The sequence below is a fragment of the Aeromonas sp. s1(2024) genome (assembly GCF_040908005.1).
Taxonomy (GTDB): domain Bacteria; phylum Pseudomonadota; class Gammaproteobacteria; order Enterobacterales; family Aeromonadaceae; genus Aeromonas; species Aeromonas caviae.
This window is the reverse complement of record NZ_JBFOCW010000077.1, coordinates 1-15,710: the sequence shown is the minus strand read 5'-3', so window position 1 is coordinate 15,710 and position 15,710 is coordinate 1. Positions and strand designations below refer to the sequence as shown.

At 64.6% G+C, this 15,710-nt stretch carries 16 protein-coding genes; 9 read left to right on the top strand and 7 right to left on the bottom strand.

The genetic code is table 11. The features are described from left to right. The first annotated feature begins 317 nt into the window (after positions 1-317). Positions 318-1,718, top strand: coding sequence for an OprD family outer membrane porin (locus tag AB5Y70_RS18600; protein WP_319872548.1), 1,401 nt, complete (start codon positions 318-320; stop codon positions 1,716-1,718). 114 nt (positions 1,719-1,832) lie between these two features. After that, entirely contained in the window at positions 1,833-2,663 is an 831-nt protein-coding gene (locus tag AB5Y70_RS18595) for an SDR family oxidoreductase (protein WP_368176100.1), read from the top strand. A gap of 59 nt (positions 2,664-2,722) precedes the next feature. On the opposite strand, the gene AB5Y70_RS18590 is transcribed toward AB5Y70_RS18595, so the two are convergent. Continuing rightward, a complete protein-coding gene (locus AB5Y70_RS18590) occupies positions 2,723-3,055 on the bottom strand; it encodes a DUF1904 family protein (RefSeq protein WP_041214640.1) in 333 nt (110 codons plus the stop codon). A gap of 70 nt (positions 3,056-3,125) precedes the next feature. Between AB5Y70_RS18590 and AB5Y70_RS18585 the strand changes: the two genes are divergently transcribed. From AB5Y70_RS18585 to AB5Y70_RS18560, 6 genes are all read left to right on the top strand, one after another. After that, positions 3,126-4,013: a TraB/GumN family protein gene (locus tag AB5Y70_RS18585; RefSeq protein ID WP_041214639.1), complete on the top strand. Its 888-nt coding sequence runs from the start codon at positions 3,126-3,128 to the stop codon at positions 4,011-4,013. Between the two features lie 155 nt (positions 4,014-4,168). After that, on the top strand, positions 4,169-4,318 hold the full coding sequence (locus AB5Y70_RS18580) for a DUF3149 domain-containing protein (protein WP_010673287.1): 150 nt from the start codon (positions 4,169-4,171) through the stop codon (positions 4,316-4,318). A 116-nt stretch (positions 4,319-4,434) separates the two neighbouring features. Beyond that, complete coding sequence (gene smrA / locus AB5Y70_RS18575) at positions 4,435-5,016, top strand: DNA endonuclease SmrA (RefSeq protein ID WP_042074873.1); 582 nt, start codon at positions 4,435-4,437, stop codon at positions 5,014-5,016. Positions 5,017-5,122: 106 nt separating this feature from the next. Further along, positions 5,123-6,601 carry a carboxypeptidase M32 gene (locus AB5Y70_RS18570; protein WP_368176099.1) on the top strand — a complete coding sequence of 493 codons (1,479 nt, stop codon included), beginning with the start codon at positions 5,123-5,125 and terminating at the stop codon, positions 6,599-6,601. Between the two features lie 260 nt (positions 6,602-6,861). Further along, the gene (locus tag AB5Y70_RS18565) at positions 6,862-8,370 is read left to right on the top strand and encodes an AlkA N-terminal domain-containing protein (RefSeq protein ID WP_368176098.1); all 1,509 of its coding nucleotides are present in this window, start codon (positions 6,862-6,864) and stop codon (positions 8,368-8,370) included. Further along, complete coding sequence (locus AB5Y70_RS18560) at positions 8,367-8,843, top strand: methylated-DNA--[protein]-cysteine S-methyltransferase (protein WP_368176097.1); 477 nt, start codon at positions 8,367-8,369, stop codon at positions 8,841-8,843. The genes AB5Y70_RS18565 and AB5Y70_RS18560 overlap by 4 nt, the downstream gene beginning before the upstream one ends. 22 nt (positions 8,844-8,865) lie before the next feature. Here the strand turns inward: AB5Y70_RS18560 and AB5Y70_RS18555 are convergent, their stop codons facing one another. The 6 genes from AB5Y70_RS18555 to AB5Y70_RS18530 form a co-directional block, all read right to left on the bottom strand. After that, the gene (locus tag AB5Y70_RS18555; protein ID WP_103858730.1) at positions 8,866-9,531 is read right to left on the bottom strand and encodes a class I SAM-dependent methyltransferase; all 666 of its coding nucleotides are present in this window, start codon (positions 9,529-9,531) and stop codon (positions 8,866-8,868) included. A gap of 111 nt (positions 9,532-9,642) precedes the next feature. Next, the gene (locus tag AB5Y70_RS18550) at positions 9,643-9,900 is read right to left on the bottom strand and encodes a DUF1272 domain-containing protein (RefSeq protein WP_010673281.1); all 258 of its coding nucleotides are present in this window, start codon (positions 9,898-9,900) and stop codon (positions 9,643-9,645) included. Between the two features lie 44 nt (positions 9,901-9,944). Beyond that, positions 9,945-10,274 carry a DHCW motif cupin fold protein gene (locus AB5Y70_RS18545; protein WP_041214635.1) on the bottom strand — a complete coding sequence of 110 codons (330 nt, stop codon included), beginning with the start codon at positions 10,272-10,274 and terminating at the stop codon, positions 9,945-9,947. 117 nt (positions 10,275-10,391) lie between these two features. Then, the gene (locus AB5Y70_RS18540; RefSeq protein WP_279988872.1) at positions 10,392-12,254 is read right to left on the bottom strand and encodes a U32 family peptidase; all 1,863 of its coding nucleotides are present in this window, start codon (positions 12,252-12,254) and stop codon (positions 10,392-10,394) included. Between the two features lie 178 nt (positions 12,255-12,432). After that, positions 12,433-13,044 carry a LysE family translocator gene (locus AB5Y70_RS18535; protein WP_039041052.1) on the bottom strand — a complete coding sequence of 204 codons (612 nt, stop codon included), beginning with the start codon at positions 13,042-13,044 and terminating at the stop codon, positions 12,433-12,435. 128 nt (positions 13,045-13,172) lie between these two features. Next, on the bottom strand, positions 13,173-14,126 hold the full coding sequence (locus AB5Y70_RS18530; protein ID WP_042017736.1) for a LysR family transcriptional regulator: 954 nt from the start codon (positions 14,124-14,126) through the stop codon (positions 13,173-13,175). Between the two features lie 200 nt (positions 14,127-14,326). Between AB5Y70_RS18530 and AB5Y70_RS18525 the strand changes: the two genes are divergently transcribed. After that, positions 14,327-15,415 carry a ketoacyl-ACP synthase III gene (locus AB5Y70_RS18525; protein WP_279988870.1) on the top strand — a complete coding sequence of 363 codons (1,089 nt, stop codon included), beginning with the start codon at positions 14,327-14,329 and terminating at the stop codon, positions 15,413-15,415. The last annotated feature ends 295 nt before the right edge of the window (positions 15,416-15,710 follow it).

The window sequence follows — 15,710 nt, the reverse complement described above, 5'->3', positions numbered from 1 at the left end:
GAGTGCCCACACCAAGAATCATGATTATTTGCACTCGGTCATATTTTTGAAACTTGGCGGGAACTTTACATTGATATTTCGCACCGCGAACGTACTCTTGGTGATGTCAGATCGCCAAGGATCGACAGCCAAAAAATAACGACTGTAACGATGCAGATAGCCCCGACCGATGCGCCAAGGCATCAGGCACAAGGGCTCGACAGAGAACCATTTTTTTGCCCTTCGGGGTGTTGATTGCAATGCCAATACCGAGCGGCGGGTGCCTACCCGGCTGCCGGATAAAAAAGCTAAGTCCATAAAATCAGGAGCAATAACAAATGGAAAAAGTGATCTTCAAGCGCGCCGCGTTGAGTGCTGCCGTGGTCGCGGCACTGGTCGCACCCGGCATGGCGTTCGCCGCTCAAGACATGATGAGCCCGGAATACGGCAAGTCCTACAGCGCCTTCATCGACGAAGGCAAGCTCACCGGTGGCCTGTTCTACTTCCAGCGTGAGCGTGATCGCGTCCAGGCCGGTCCGGGTCAGGATGGCAAATACCACTCCAACCTGAGCCATGCCACCACCCAGGCAGCCCTGAACTTCAACTCCGGCTATGCATGGGGTGTGGTCGGCGTCGACGTGGGCGGCTTCGGTGCCTACGACCTGGCCGTTGACGAAAGCAATGGCGTCAACGAAGAGAACGAATTCTCCTTCTGGGGCGACAAGTGGGGTTCAGGTGGTGACGGGGTTCCCGAGAACGGCTTCAGCCTCTCCAACGCCGCCCTGAAATTCAAGTTCGGTGACGCCGTCACCGCCAAGGGTGGTTACACCCAGCTCTATGTACCCGGCATCCTCGGCGTCAACTGGTCCTATCAACCCGGTACCTACCGTGGTGGCCAGATCGAAGGCACCTTCGGCGGCCTCTACCTGACCTACGCCATCGCCGACGAGTACAAGGCTCCCTGGTTCAAGAACACCACCGGCTTCTCCAAGAGCAGCCCCTATGCCAGCGATCCCTTCACCGATGCGAACAAGATCGACTTCATCCACGGTCTGGCCGCTCGCTACACCTTCGAGAACGGCACTGCCGTCACCGCCGGCTTCGGTCAGTCCGAAGGCTACATGGACAGCTACCACTTCAAGCTGGCCCACAAGTTCGACGTACTGGGTGGCCTGAACACCAGCTACCAGTTCTACGGTTCCGACACCGAGAACAGCGACTATGACGGCCTGGCCTGGCAACAAGCCCTGACCGCCAGCTGGGCAGCCGGCCCCTATGGCTTCCGTCTGGAAGGCCTGTGGACCAAGGCTGAAGGGGATCTGGGCAACTACCTGCCCCGTCTGACCCGTGGCTACGGCAACTCCCAGGGCGCGAACGAAATCTGGTGGGATTCCCGCTCAGACTGGAACCACAACGACGAGAAGGCCCTGTTCTTCGGCGTGACTCGTTCCCTGGATGATCTGGTGGGTGCACCGGGCTGGGGCGTGGGTGTCTCCGGTGCCTACGGCTGGGATGCCAACAACGGCGACAAGTCCCTGGAAGGCGGCAAAGAGTGGGCAGCCAACTTCGACGTCATGTATACAGTGCAGGACGGCAAGCTGAAGGGCACCCTGTTCAAGCTGCACTACACCGACTACAACAACGAACAGGACGACAAGGGCAGCTGGTACTACCCGAACATGTTCAGCTCCGAGCATGACGTCAAGTTCCACATCATCATGCCGTTCACCATCATGTAATCAGGCATCTGATGTGACCGAAAACCGGGCCTCTGGCCCGGTTTTGTTTTTGGTGGCACCACGCTACCATGCCAGCTTCGGGCCACCTGCCGGCCGTCAATCAGGACCATGCTCATGCCCCATCCCTTCGTGCTCGTCACCGGCTGCTCCAGCGGCATCGGCCTCGCCGCCGCAAGAACGCTCGGCGCCCGGGGCTTCACCGTCATCGCTTCCGCCCGCAAGGCCGAGGATGTGGCCCTGCTGCAGCAGCAGGGTCTATTGGCGGTGCAACTGGATCTGGCGGACAGCACCAGCATAGAACAAGGGGCGGCAGAGGCGCTGGCCCTGGCAGAAGGGCGCCTCTACGGCCTCTTCAACAACGGCGCCTACGGCCAGCCCGGTGCGCTGGAAGATCTGCCCACCGAGGCGCTGCGCGAGCAGTTCGAGACCAACCTCTTTGGCTGGCATCACCTCATTCGCCAGATATTGCCCCCCATGCTGGCGGCAGGCGAGGGGCGCATCGTGCAGAACAGCTCGGTGCTTGGCCTGGTGGCCATGAAGTATCGTGGCGCCTACAACGCCAGCAAGTTCGCGCTGGAAGGCTATACCGACACCCTGCGCCTGGAACTCGCGGGCAGCGGCGTGCACATCAGCCTGATCGAACCCGGCCCCATCGACACCCGGTTTCGCGCCAATGCCCGAGAGGCCTTCCTGCGCCACATAGACCCCGCCACCAGCCGCCATCAGGACGCCTATGCCCAGACGCTGGCCAGGCTGGAGCGTGAAGGGGGTGCCCGGGGCTTTACCCTGCCAAGCGAGGCCTGCATCCCGCCGTTACTGCATGCGCTCACGAGCAAGCGTCCCAGGCACCGCTACCCGGTCACCTTCCCGACCAAATTGTTTACCGTGCTGCGCCGCCTGCTGCCAAGCCGCTGGCTTGACAAGCTGCTGATCAAATCCGCCTGATAAAGGGGCCCTCGGTGGCCCTCCTCTTGACATGCACCGGTCTCAGCAACGATGCCCGCTCAATAGTGCTGGCCGTTGCTGTAGTAGTGACTCTTGACGATGGGCAGCACCTGCACCACCACATAGGTCTGCTCCCCCAGCACCCCTTTCAGGTGGCGGGTGATGAGGGCGGCGGCGGCATCCTGCATCTCCTGCGGTCGCTCGAACCAGACCAGCTCCACGAAGGGGAAACCGGCTTCGGGCTGGCCATCTCGTACCCACTGGCTCGGCACGCACTCCAGGGTGACGAACTCCGGCTTGCCACCGGTCAGGGCGCAGAGATCCGCCATCAGGGGGGCGCTTATCCGCTGCAGGGTGTCGACAGAAACTGCCCGAAAACGAAGGTGGGGCATGGGAAACCTCTTGGCTGTGACAAATGAGGACTTATCATAGAGCACTCATCCCGCTCACATAAGGTGCCTCATGAGATTCCATCCCACGCTGCTCTCCTTCCTGCTCTGCCTGCTGCTGCCGCTCCATGCCATGGCCGATCCGGCCTTTTACCGCATCAACAAGGGCAACGAACAGCACTGGCTGCTGGGGTCCATCCACGCGGGCAAACCCTCTCTCTATCCCCTGCCGGACCCGGTGGAGCGCGCCTGGCAGCAGAGCCGCGCCCTGGTGATGGAGGTGGACATGACCCACATCAGCCAGGAGCAGTGGCAGGAGATGGGCGCCATCACCCGGCTCGTCGACGGCAAGACCCTCAAGGATCACCTGCCCATAGACCTCTACCGTCGCACCCTCATCGCCGCGGGCCAGAATGGTCTGAACGAGAGCATGCTGGCCCCGCTGCGTCCCTGGTTTGCGGCCATTACCCTGACCCAGGCGGCCCTGGAGCGCACCGGCTATCGCGGTGAATACGGTGTCGACCAGCACTTCGCCAAGCGGGCGAACGACGGCGGCAAGCCCATCGTCGGGCTGGAGACCCTGCTGGAGCAGCTCGGCTATCTCGCGAGCGTCGGCGACAACCAGACCCTGATGCTGGAGAGCACCCTGGACGAGCTACCCGACATCCAGCAGGGGTTCGACGCCGTGATGACCGCCTGGCAGAACGGGGACGAGGCCACCCTCATCAATCTGCTCAGGGAGGAGATGGCGCCGCCCAAGCTGCAAGCCTGGCTGGAACAGACCCTGCTGGCAGAGCGCAACCGCAACTGGGTCAAGAAGTGGCCCAGCCTGCCGAACGAGAGCTTTATCGTGGTAGGGGCCCTGCATCTTTACGGCGAGCACGGGCTGCTCGCCCTGCTGGAGCAGCAGGGCTGGCGCATCACGCCCCTCACCGAACCGACCCTGGAGAAAGCAAAATAGCGTCCAGTCCGGCGACCTGACGCGCCGGATGCGCGTCGGCTCACAGAATTTGCTGCCGATTAAATAACCAGAGAGGGAGTTGATCGAGATCATCCCCTCCCTCCTGAAGAGGTATCTATCATGCCTGTCACCGCCCAGTGACAGGAGTGAACGAGATGGAATTCTGGATGAACCTGATGTTCGGCAACAGCGTGGGGCTGATGTCCATGCTGGTGATTTTCGGCACCTTCCTGCTCATCAGCGCCTATGCGGTCTATTTCATCTACAAGGTGATGCACGCAGAGCCGCCCAAAGAGGGGCAATAACCAGGCTCGCTCAGACCGCCTTACCCGGCAGGGGCCGGGGCCCGCGAGCGTTGCCATTCTAAGGCCCACCAAGGCCCGCTATACTGGCTCCCTCATTTTCATGCGGGGAGCCTGCCGTGTCTCATAACGACGAACTCTCACTGTTCCTGCAGGAAGTGGCCGACGTGCGGCCCCTTCGCAGCGACCATATCGCCCCCGTTGCGGGCAACAACCAGCCCACCGAGGCGCAACTCGCGCGCCGGGAAGCCGCCACCGCCGAACAACTCACCCTGGATCACCTCGGCACGGAAGCAGTCGAGATGCTGGACCCCCATGCCATCGTCGGCTTCAAGCGTGACGGCGTGCAGGAGGGGGTCTACAAGAAGCTGCGCCTTGGCAAATACGAGCTGCAAGGCTCCCTCGACCTGCACCACAAGACGCTCAACGAGGCCCGTATCGCCCTGGTGCAGTTCATTGCCGAATGCGAAGTGCGGGATATCCGCTGCCTGCTGATCCTGCACGGCAAGGGGGAGCGCAGCACCCCGCGTGCCCTGCTCAAGAGCCATGTCAGCGCCTGGCTGCCACAGTTACCTTCGGTGATGGCCATGCACAGCGCCGAGCGCCGCCACGGCGGCAGCGGTGCGCTCTACGTATTGCTGCGCAAGAGCGAGCGCAAGAAGGCGGAAAACCGCGAACGGCACCAGAAGCGCCTCGGCTGACTGCCTGAGGGTGGCACCAGGATGGATGGCAGTGCTAGCATCGGGCGGCCCCGATCATGCCAGGTACGGGGTGCATATCATCAGGGACGATAACAAGGACAATCCCATGTCATACCAGAAACTCGAACAACATCAGCAACAACTGCACCGCCTCTCCCACCTCTCCGCCATCTGCGGCTGGGATCAGGCCGCCATGATGCCGGAGGGGGGCAACGAGGCCCGCGCCGAAGCGATGGCGGAGCTCGGCGTGCTGATCCACGGCAAGCGCACCGCCCCCGAGCTTGGGGAGTGGATTGCCAAGGCAGAGAGTGAACCGCTGGACGAGCACCAGCGTGCGAACCTGCGGGAGATCAAGCGCCAGTGGCAGGATGCAAGCCTGCTGCCGGGGGCGCTGGTGGAGGCGCTGTCCCTCGCCGGCAGCAAATGCGAGCACGCCTGGCGTCGCCAGCGCAAGGAGAACGACTGGGCGAGCTTTGCACCCAACCTCACCGAGGTGGTGACACTCTCGCGCGAGGTGGCTCGCCTGCGTGCCGATGCGCTGGGGGTACGCCCCTACGATGCCATGCTGGCGCTCTATGAGCCGGGCATGACCAGCGCCCGGCTCGACGAGATCTTCGGCGATCTGACCGGCTGGCTGCCAAACCTGATCCAGACCGTGAGCGAGCGGCAGAAGAGCGACACCCTCCTCACCCCGCAAGGCCCGTTCCCGGTTGCGACGCAGCAGGCGCTCGGCCAGGAGGTGATGGGACTGCTCGGCTTTGATTTTGCTCACGGCAGGCTCGACGTGAGCAGCCACCCGTTCTGCGGCGGCGTGCCGACGGACGTGCGCATCACCACGCGCTACAACGAGCAGGAGTTCGTCTCCAGCCTGATGGGCATCGTCCACGAGACGGGCCACGCACGCTACGAGCAGGGCCTGCCGCGCGCACTGCTCGGCCAGCCGGTGGCCGAGGCGCGTTCCATGGGCATTCACGAGAGCCAGAGCCTGTTCTGCGAGATGCAGCTCGGCCATCACCCCGCGTTCCTCGCGCTGATTGCGCCGCGCATTCGCGCGCACTTCGGGGCAGAGGATGCGCTCGCACCCGCGAACCTCGAGAAGCTGTACAACAGGGTCGAGCCCGGCTTTATCAGGGTTGATGCGGACGAGGTCACCTACCCGGCCCACGTCATCCTGCGCTACGAGCTGGAGCGGGACCTGATGGAAGGGCGCATCGAGGTCGCGGACATCCCCGAGCTGTGGGACGCGAAGATGCAACAGTGGCTCGGCTTGTCCACGAAGGGCAATTACCAGAACGGCTGCATGCAGGACATCCACTGGACGGACGGTTCATTCGGCTACTTCCCGAGTTACACGCTCGGCGCCATGTACGCGGCGCAGCTGCGCTTCGCGCTCGAGCGTGAACTCGGCGACATGGGCCAGCTCATCGAAGCGGGCCGCCTGCCGGAGATCTTTGGCTGGCTCGGCCGCCACATCTGGTCCCAGGGCAGCCTGCACGGCACGGACGAGCTCATTCGCCGCGCGACCGGTGAGGCGCTCAATCCCCAGTGGCTGCGCAAACACCTCGAACAGCGCTATCTGAAATAAGCGAGGTTGAACCCCCTCCCAGCCTCCCCCTTCACAAGGGGGAGGAGCTAACCCCGCCCCGTTCACAGAGGGGAGCTGTTTGTCCCCTCCCCTTACGAAGGGGAGGGTTAGGGTGGGGTCCTGCCCCCCTTACCTTACAAAGGGAGGACTGGGATTCCTCGGATCGCACTATTTTTGCTATTCCTGTCCGTTTTTGGCTAGTCACCCCTCTCGCCCCCGCTTAGTCTCTGGGACATGCCCACAGCAACCCGAGCCATGCCATGACCACAGAGCCCCCGCATTCATCCCAACGGGACGAGATTATCCCGGGTCTCACCCGGGAGCAGTGCCACGCCGCACGCCTCGCGCGAGACACGCGTTTCGATGGTCGCTTCTTCACCGGGGTGCTCTCCACCGGCATCTATTGCCGCCCCGTGTGTCCGGCGCGAGCACCGCACGAGCACAATGTGCGCTATTTTCGCTTCGCGGCGGCGGCGGAGCAGCACGGGCTGCGCCCCTGCCTGCGCTGTCGCCCCGAGCTCGCACCGGCTCAGAGCGGCGATCTGCCACCGCTCGTCGCCCTGGTGCTGGCGCGCATCGAGCGCGGCGAGCTGGCGGAGCACAGCCTGGGTTCCCTTGCAACGCAAGCCGGGATCACGGAGCGCACCCTGAGGCGCCAGTTCGAGCAACATCTCGGCGCCTCGCCGAAACAGGTGGAGCAGACGCGCCGCCTGCTGCTTGCGAAACGGCTGCTGACGGAGACGCGCCTGCCCATCACGGACGTGGCGTTTGCCGCAGGCTTTGCAAGCATTCGCCGCTTCAACGACGCCTGGCTGCAGGCGTATGGCATGACACCGGGCGCCCTGCGCAAGCAGGAAGGGGGCGCGCCGCAGGAGACACCGCAATCTAGCCTGCAACTGCACCTGCTGTATCGCCCGCCGTTCGACGTCCAGGCCATGCTCGCGTTCTACCGGTTGCGCGCCATTCCGGGGCTGGAGCGGGTGGATGAGCACGGTTACGAGCGTCGCCACCGGGTCGGCGAGCAGGAGGGGCTCATCCGCATCGAGCCCGTCGAGGGGGAGAGGCTCAGACTCACGGTGCGGGATCTGCCGCCGGGTGCGCTGCTGGACATCCTGTACCGCGTGCGCCGCATGTGGGATCTCGACGCCGACATGAGCCGCATCGGCGAACACCTGGGGCAGGATCCGCTGCTCGCCGGCATCCAGGGACGATGGCCCGGGGTGCGGCTGCCGGGGGGGTGGGATGAATACGAGGTGATGCTGCGCGCCATCGTAGGCCAGCAGGTGTCGGTCAAGGGTGCCATCACCATCATGGGGCGCCTGGTGGCGCGCACCCAGGCTCAGTTCGGCACCGCGCAGCTGCCCACCCCGACCCAGCTGTGCGAGCTGGATCTTGACGGCATCGGCATGCCTGGCAGCCGCATCCGCACCCTGCAAGGGCTCGCCTCGGCGCTCGCAAGCGGCGCACTCACCCTCGCCACGGCAAGCGACGAACAACTGCTCGCGCTGCCGGGCATAGGTCCCTGGACGGTCGCTTACTGGCGGCTGCGCTGCGGGCTGGACACGGATGCCTTCCCCGCCTCGGATCTCGTGCTGCAAAAGGCGCTGGGGGGCGGTGACAAGCTGCCGGTGAAAGAGGTGACAGCGCGCAGCGCCCCCTGGCAACCGTGGCGCGCCTATGCCGCGAGCTGGCTGTGGCACGCCATGAGTGAACAACCGGCGCTGCTCACCCGGCCAACACAGACACAAGACGAGGAGAAGAGCCCATGATCCGCTATGACATGATGCCCACCGACCAGGGCGAACTGCTGGTCGCCATCGACGAACGCGGTCTGGTCCACGTGGACTTCCTGGCCGGACTGCGGCCGCTCCCCGACATGCAGGACTGGCAGCAGGACGGCGAGGCGCTCGCCCCCTTCCTCGCCGAGTTTCGGGACTACTTCGCGGGCCGGTTGCAGCGCTTCACCCTGCCGCTCGCCCCCAGGGGCACGGCGTTTCAGAAAGCGGTGTGGCAGGCGCTGTGCGACATCCCCTACGGGGAGACCCGCAGCTACGGCAACATCGCCCGCGCCATCGGCAAGCCAAACGCGGTGCGGGCGGTGGGTGCCGCGAACGGCCGCAATCCGCTCTCCATCATCATCCCCTGCCACCGGGTGATCGGCCAGAATGGCAGCCTCACCGGCTATGCGGGAGGCCTGCCCATCAAGCAGGCACTGCTGACGCTGGAGAGGGCCTCTCGTTGATCCGGCGCCACCCGGCCAGGGCTCACTGCCGCTGCGCCAGCCAGCCGTGAAACCCCAGCGCCTGAAAGAAGCGGTGCGCCGCCGCGAAACCGGCCCCTTGCAAGAGGCGCCGGGTCTGTCCCTCGTCCAGGGAGGTGAAATCCTCTCCGAGGCGGCGCACCATCTGCTCGCAGGCAGGAAGCGGCAGACCGGCGAGGGCCGCTTGCAACCCCATCGCCTTTCGCTCGAGCGGGTCCGTGGGCGCCATCAGATCCGCCAGCAGCAGAGGAGCACCAGGATTGAGCTGGCGATAAATATCACCCAATAGCGCGGCTTTGGCATCTTGCGCCAGAAAGTGCAGAACCAGCAGACAGAGTGCACCATCGCAGGGCTTATCCACCACAGGCAATGCGCCCAGGTGCCAGCACACCCTCTCCCCCATGCCCGCCTGCTCGGCCCGCATCCTGGCATGGGCCAGCATGTCCGCCGAGATATCCAGGGCCACAAAGGTCCAGCGGGGGCAGAGACGGCCAAGCAGCAGCAACTCGCTGCCCGTGCCCACCCCAACCAGCAGCACCCGGGCCTGCTGACCCAGCGCGGCCATCAGCCGGGAGGCACAAAGCTGGTGCAGCAGCTCGTAGCCTGGCACCAGCAGGGGGATGCGGCTGTCATAGGCCTTCGCCCCTTCTCCTTCGAATCGCTCCGTCATCTTTTGCTCCTTTGGTGTGAGCCCCCTTGATAGGGGCTGCCGCCGGGAGAAGGTCAAGAGCCACAGGGACGAGCCAGTTGCCAGTCCAGCCCTTCCCATGAAGGGAGGGCCCTAGCCCCCCTTGCCCAGCGCCGCTTTCAGAGCAGGATTGAAGACGCGCTGGAGGGAGGCGGGGTTGTTCACCAGCTTGGCCGCCGGGCGGCGCGGGCGCCTGACCAGCTCGCCGCCACAGTTGGGGCAGGTCAGGTGCAGATACTGATCGTTGCACTCGGCGCAGAAGGTGCACTCGAAGGAGCAGATGTAGGCCGTCGCCGTGTCGGCGGGCAGATCCCGGTCACAGCACTCGCAGTTGGGTCTGAGTTCAAGCATGGCAAGTTCCTGAAGCGCAAGGGGAAAGCGGGAAAGAGGGCGGCTCAGTCGACGATAAAGAGGCGAGCGCCCAGTTCGGTATAGGAGCGATGGGGTTCGGCGTTGTCCGCCACCTGGTAGCTCATGCCCGGCGTCAGGGTGAAGACGCGGCCATCCTGCAACTCGGTGTGCAGCTCCCCTTCGAGGCAGAGCAGCACATGGCCCTTGCTGCACCAGTGATCCGCCAGATACCCGGGGGAGTACTCCACCATTCGCACCCGCAGCTCCCCGAACTGCCGGGTGTGCCAGCGGGCGACGCCGCGCTCTCCCTTGTGTTCGGTCGGCGGGACCTCGGCCCAGTTCGTGGTGCAAAACGGCAGTGCATGGATGTTCATGACGGATCCTTTGTCAGAAGAAGGCTGGGGGAAGGCGGCTCGCCACGGGATATCCGTGACAAGGCCGCGCCCCATACTGCCATCAAATCCGCTCCAACCCCATGCCCACACGGGCAATCATCCCCTCTTCAGGCTGCCCATCACCTGCATCTCGCAGCGGTGGCAGTCAAAGCGCAGGCGGAAACTCTCCTTGCCCATCTTGAGCTCCAGGGGCTCGGCCTTGAGACCGGGCACCTCCTTGGGGCAGAGCTGCTGGCTGTAGCGGATGCAGTGCTTCGTTGTCATCAGCACCACTTCCCGCTCCTCCTTGTTCGCCTCATACGCGGGGGCGATGCTCCCCACCCCGTGTTCGCGAAAGAACTGCTCCGCCGCGCTGTTCAGCACATTGCCGAGGTAAGAGAGCCGATGCTGGGGATAAACGGCGCCTCGCAGGGGAATGCGCCGCTCGGGTCGCCGGTAGGCAGCCAGACGGGCCGCCTCCAGGGCGGCAATGCCGTCCCGGCGCAATCCGTTAAGCTGTGAAGCCGCAATAAACAGCGGGCGAGTGAATGCCAACTCAATCTGGCGAGCCACAAACAGGGTGTTGCCGAGTTTGCCGAGCTGATCCCTGGCCTGTTGCAGCGCCCGTTCCGGGTTGTCGGCCGGCTGCTGGTCGCAGGGGAGCGTGACGGCGGCACCAATGCCCTGCTCGTCCACAAGTTCGAGCCGCAGTCCCTCGTCGCACTCCGATAGCCGCATATCGACCCGGATACGGCGATCCGCGCTCCCCTTTTCGAGCTGCTTGCTGAAGGCCTGATCGTGGTTGCGAAAGATCTCGGTGCCCACCTTGAGACCGGGCATGGGTTCCGACAGGAGTAACCGCTTGCTCTGTGCCTTCTCTTCCACTTTATTGAGGCGCATCCCCACCAGCTCCCCCCCCGGCTTGAAGAAGCCGAGGCCATCGCCGTTGTTGAGGGCAACGGCCTGGCCGTCGATCTCGATGCCATCGCGGGTCACGCTGGTGACGCGCCCGAGCGGCTCCCCGACGTATTTCGGGCTACGCGGCGAGTCGATGCCTGGCTGTCGGCCATGGAGGAAGTAGTCGGTGCTGCCCCGGTTGAAACTCTTCTTGGGATCCGGCGTAAAGGTGTAGCTGCAACGACCGGCGGAAGCGGCCACCAGATCGGGGCGGCTCGCCAGGATGGTGTCCAGCTTCTGGCGATACCAGGCGGTGACGTTCTTGACGTAGTCGAGCCCCTTGAGGCGCCCTTCAATCTTGAAGGAGCGGATCCCTGCGGCGATCAGCGCCTCCAGATTGTCGGTCTGATCCATGTCTTTCAAGGAGAGCAGGTGGCTGTTTTCCACCAGCACCTCCCCCCCTGGCGTTTGCAGGGAACAGGGCAGCCGACAGAGCTGGGCGCACTCGCCGCGATTCGCGCTGCGCCCGGTGCGGGCGTGGCTGATGTTGCACTGGCCGCTGTAGGAGACGCACAGGGCGCCGTGGATGAAGAACTCCAGCTGCACGCTCGTGGCGGCGCTTATCTCGCGGATCTGCGCAAGGGAGAGCTCGCGGGCCAGCACCACCTGGGAGAAGCCCACGTCCTGCAGAAACTTCACCTTTTCCGGGGTGCGGTTGTCGGTCTGGGTGCTGGCGTGCAGCGCGATGGGGGGCAAATCGAGCGCCAGCAGCCCCATGTCCTGCACGATCAGCGCATCGGCGCCCGCCTGGTAGATCTGGTGGGTCAGGCGCCGGGCCTGCTCCAGCTCGTGGTCGTGCAGCAGGGTATTGAAGGCGACGAAGACCTGGGCGCCGAAGCGGTGGGCATGGCGCGCCAGCGCCTCGATGTCCTCGAGGCTGTTGCCTGCTGCGCTGCGGGCACCGAAGGCGGGGCCGCCCATGTAGACGGCGTCGGCGCCGTGGTTGATGGCCTCGATGCCATAGGCAAGGTTCTTGGCCGGGGCCAGCAACTCCAGGCGGTTGTGATGGTTCTGATCGCGCATAACGTCCGGTTCGAAGGGCTGCAAATGGCCGCCACTCTAACCAGACTCCCCGCCCCCCGCCTTGATCCCGCTTAAGATCACCGCAGAATGCAGGATTGGCACCCGTACAAGGACATCTGGCTGCCCCTCATCCCCCGGCCCTGACAGAATGCCGACTACGCTGGCACCCGACGCGGAGCTAGATCACGACCTTGAGGGCCAGCCCCAGCAGCACCAGGCCGCTCACCTTGTCTATCACGGTGGATTTGGCCTTGAGCCAGGCGAGTACGGGCCCGCGAGAGAGCACCAGGGCCACCAGCACATACCAGAGCGCATCGATGCCGCCTGCGGTCAGCATCATGATGCCCCCCTCACGCCAGCCGGTGTCGGCATGCACGAACTGGCTGAACAGGGCGATAAAGAAGATGGCGAGCTGGGGGTTCAAGAAGGCCACCATAAAGCCCTCGAACGCCCCTTGACGTCCCCGTGGCGGGTGCCCCTCCTCCTTGCCTGCCTCACCCCCTGCGGGCCTGGCCAGCAGCGCCTTGATCCCGAGCCAGGCGAGAAACGCCGCGCCGCCGTAGCGGATGAGATCGAACAGCAGCGGGGTCTGGGTGATCAGGATGGCGAGGCCGAGGGCCGTGATCAGCGCATAGATGCCGACTCCCAGGCCATGTCCCAGCGCCGTGGCAACCCCGTGGCCCTGCCCTCCCTGCACCGTATTGCGGATGATCAGTGCCAGGCTCGGCCCCGGGCTGATGGCCCCCATCACGCAAATGGCGGCCAGCGCCAGCCAACTCGTCAGCTCCATACCTTCTCTTCCTTCGTGTCGATTGTTGTCACCCTGGATCAGGGTAGGGGGTGGCTCGCTATGCCAAAAGTGAAAGTTATGAATAGAGTCCATAGCCAGTGGCTATAGAGTGGCACAACCCGCTGCCATCAGCGGCTCACCTGCGGCCCTCGGGCCAACTGCTTGCGACTCTCCCCCAGGGTGAATTGCAGGTGATCCCGCAGGAAGGGATAGGCCAGCTCGCGAAACCAGCGGTGAGCCGGATCCAGGTGGTGGCGCTGGTGCCACAGCAGATGATACTGCTGGACCCGGGTGGCGAAGGGGAGATCGCAAAAACTCAGGGCATGTTCCCGGGAGAGCTGCCAAGCGATATGGGCCGGGGTGGTCATCAGACAGTCTGTGCGCAGCAGCACCTCCACCGCCGCCTGGAAGAAAGGCACCCGGGCAAACCAGCGGCGGGAGAGCCCGCGGGGGGCCAGCACCTGCTCCACCGGGCTGTCCTTGTCCCCGCCCCCGCTCACCTGCAGGTGGGGCCAGGCGAGGTAATCCTCCAGGCTGAGCGCCATGCCAGAGAGCGGGTGATGGCGCCCCATCAGCACCACCAGCCTGTCCTCCCCCTGATGCAGGCCGCGGATCTGGTCCGGCACCAGCTCCGTGATGGTGGAGACCATGTCCAGCTCCGATTGCCAGAGCTGGGGCAACTGGCGCTTGTCCCACAGGCTGTACTCCAGCGCCGCCCGGGGGGCGGCCCTCGCCAGGGCCGCACAGATGTCCGGCAGGATGTGCTGGGCCACGTAGTCGGAGGAGGCGAGCCGAAACACCCGCTCGCAGCGCTCGGGGGCAAATTCCGGCGCCTCGTAGAGCCGCTCCAGGGCACCGAGGGAATCGGCAAGCTGGGCCGCCAGGGCCTCGGCCCGCGGGGTCAGCAGCCAGCGCTGCCCTTCCCGCACCAGCAGCTCGTCGCCAAACTCGCTGCGAAGCTGGCCGAGCTGCTTGCTGATGGAGGGCTGGCTCAGGTTCAGCAGCTCCGCCGCCCGGCTGATGTTGCGGGTCTCCAGCAGCACCTTGAGGGTGGGCAAGAGATTGAGATTCGCTTTGTGCACAGGAGTCACCTCGGGAAGGGGTCGCCGGGATCGGGCCTTCATCTTACGGCAAGGAGAAGCGGAAATTTAAGCAAAATCACGGTCTTGCTCCCGCCACTCCCCTTACACTGGGGGGACCGCAGGATGACAGTGAACGCCCCGTGCGGCATAATTTCGCCACTTTCCGCCCCAGAGCGGCCATCACGACAAGCGACGACAAGATGACATACGCCACTATCACCGGGTGGGGAAAATGCCTGCCCCCCGCCTCGCTGACCAACGATGACCTCGGCACCATCATGGATACCTCGGACGAGTGGATCTACCCGCGCACCGGCATCAAGGCCCGCCGGGTCTCCCATGTCAGCACCCAGGCGCTCGCCACCCTGGCCGCCCGTCGCGCCCTGGCGTGCGCAGGTTTGGACGCCGCCACCCTCGATGGCATCATCCTGGCGACCGCCACACCGGGCACGCTGGTCCCCAATGGCGCCTCCGCCGTGCAGCAGGCCCTCGGCGCCCACAAGGCGGCGGTGTTCGACCTCAACGCCGCCTGCACCGGCTTCGTCTATGCCCTCTCGGTCGCCACCTCCCTGGTGCAGACCGGCATGATGCAAAGGGTGCTGGTGATCGGTGCCGAGCGACTGACCCAGTTGCTGGACTGGGCCAAGCGCGACACCGCCGTGCTGTTCGGGGATGGCGCAGGCGCCGTCATCATCGAGGCGAGCGAGCAGGAGAGCGGCCTGATTGCCAGCAAGCTCGGTTGTGACAGCGAAGCGCGGGAGATACTGCACGTGCCGAACTTCGGTACGGATCGGGTGCGTTTCGCCGACATTGACGGCCTCTTCACGTTCAACTTCGAGGGGCAGGAGATCTTCAAGCGCGCCGTGCGCGGCATGGGCGAAGCCACCGGCACCGTACTGGCCCAGGCGGGCATCGCCCCCGAGCAGGTCGACCTCATCGTGCCGCACCAGGCGAACGTGCGCATCATCGAGACCCTGGCCAAGCGGATGAATGCCCCCATGGAGAAGGTGATGGTCAACATAGAGCAGTACGGCAACACCTCCGCCGCCACTGTGCCCATCGCCCTGTGCGAGGCGCTGGAGCAGGGTCGGGTCAAGCCGAACAGCTACCTGCTGACCGCCGCCTTCGGGGCCGGGCTGACCTGGGGCGCCGCCCTCATCAAATGGGGAGATCGCGTCACCCCGATCGCGAGTTGCGACGAGGTGCTGCCCCCCTGCGAGCAGAGCGCCCTCGAACTCATCGCCCATGCGGTGCAGGGTTGCCAGCAGGCCCGCCCCGCCGACGCCTGAGCGAGCGCCCGCTCCCCATGATCCGCCAGGAGCCCCGGGGCTCCTGGCTGCCAGCCCCCTACGCCCCCTCGCCGTTTCGGCAGCGACATAAAAGTCATTGAAAAGTGTGAATTTTGAGCGAAACATATCAAAAAATGACCACTTGACACTTTTTTGTCGTCAGAATGCGGCCAAGGGGTTCACAACCTTGCCGGATCTGGTAGTATGCGCCTCGCACTTGGGGAGGGGTTCCCGAGCGGCCAAAGGGATCAGACTGTAAATCTGACGGCTCTGCCTTCGAAGGTTCGAATCCTTC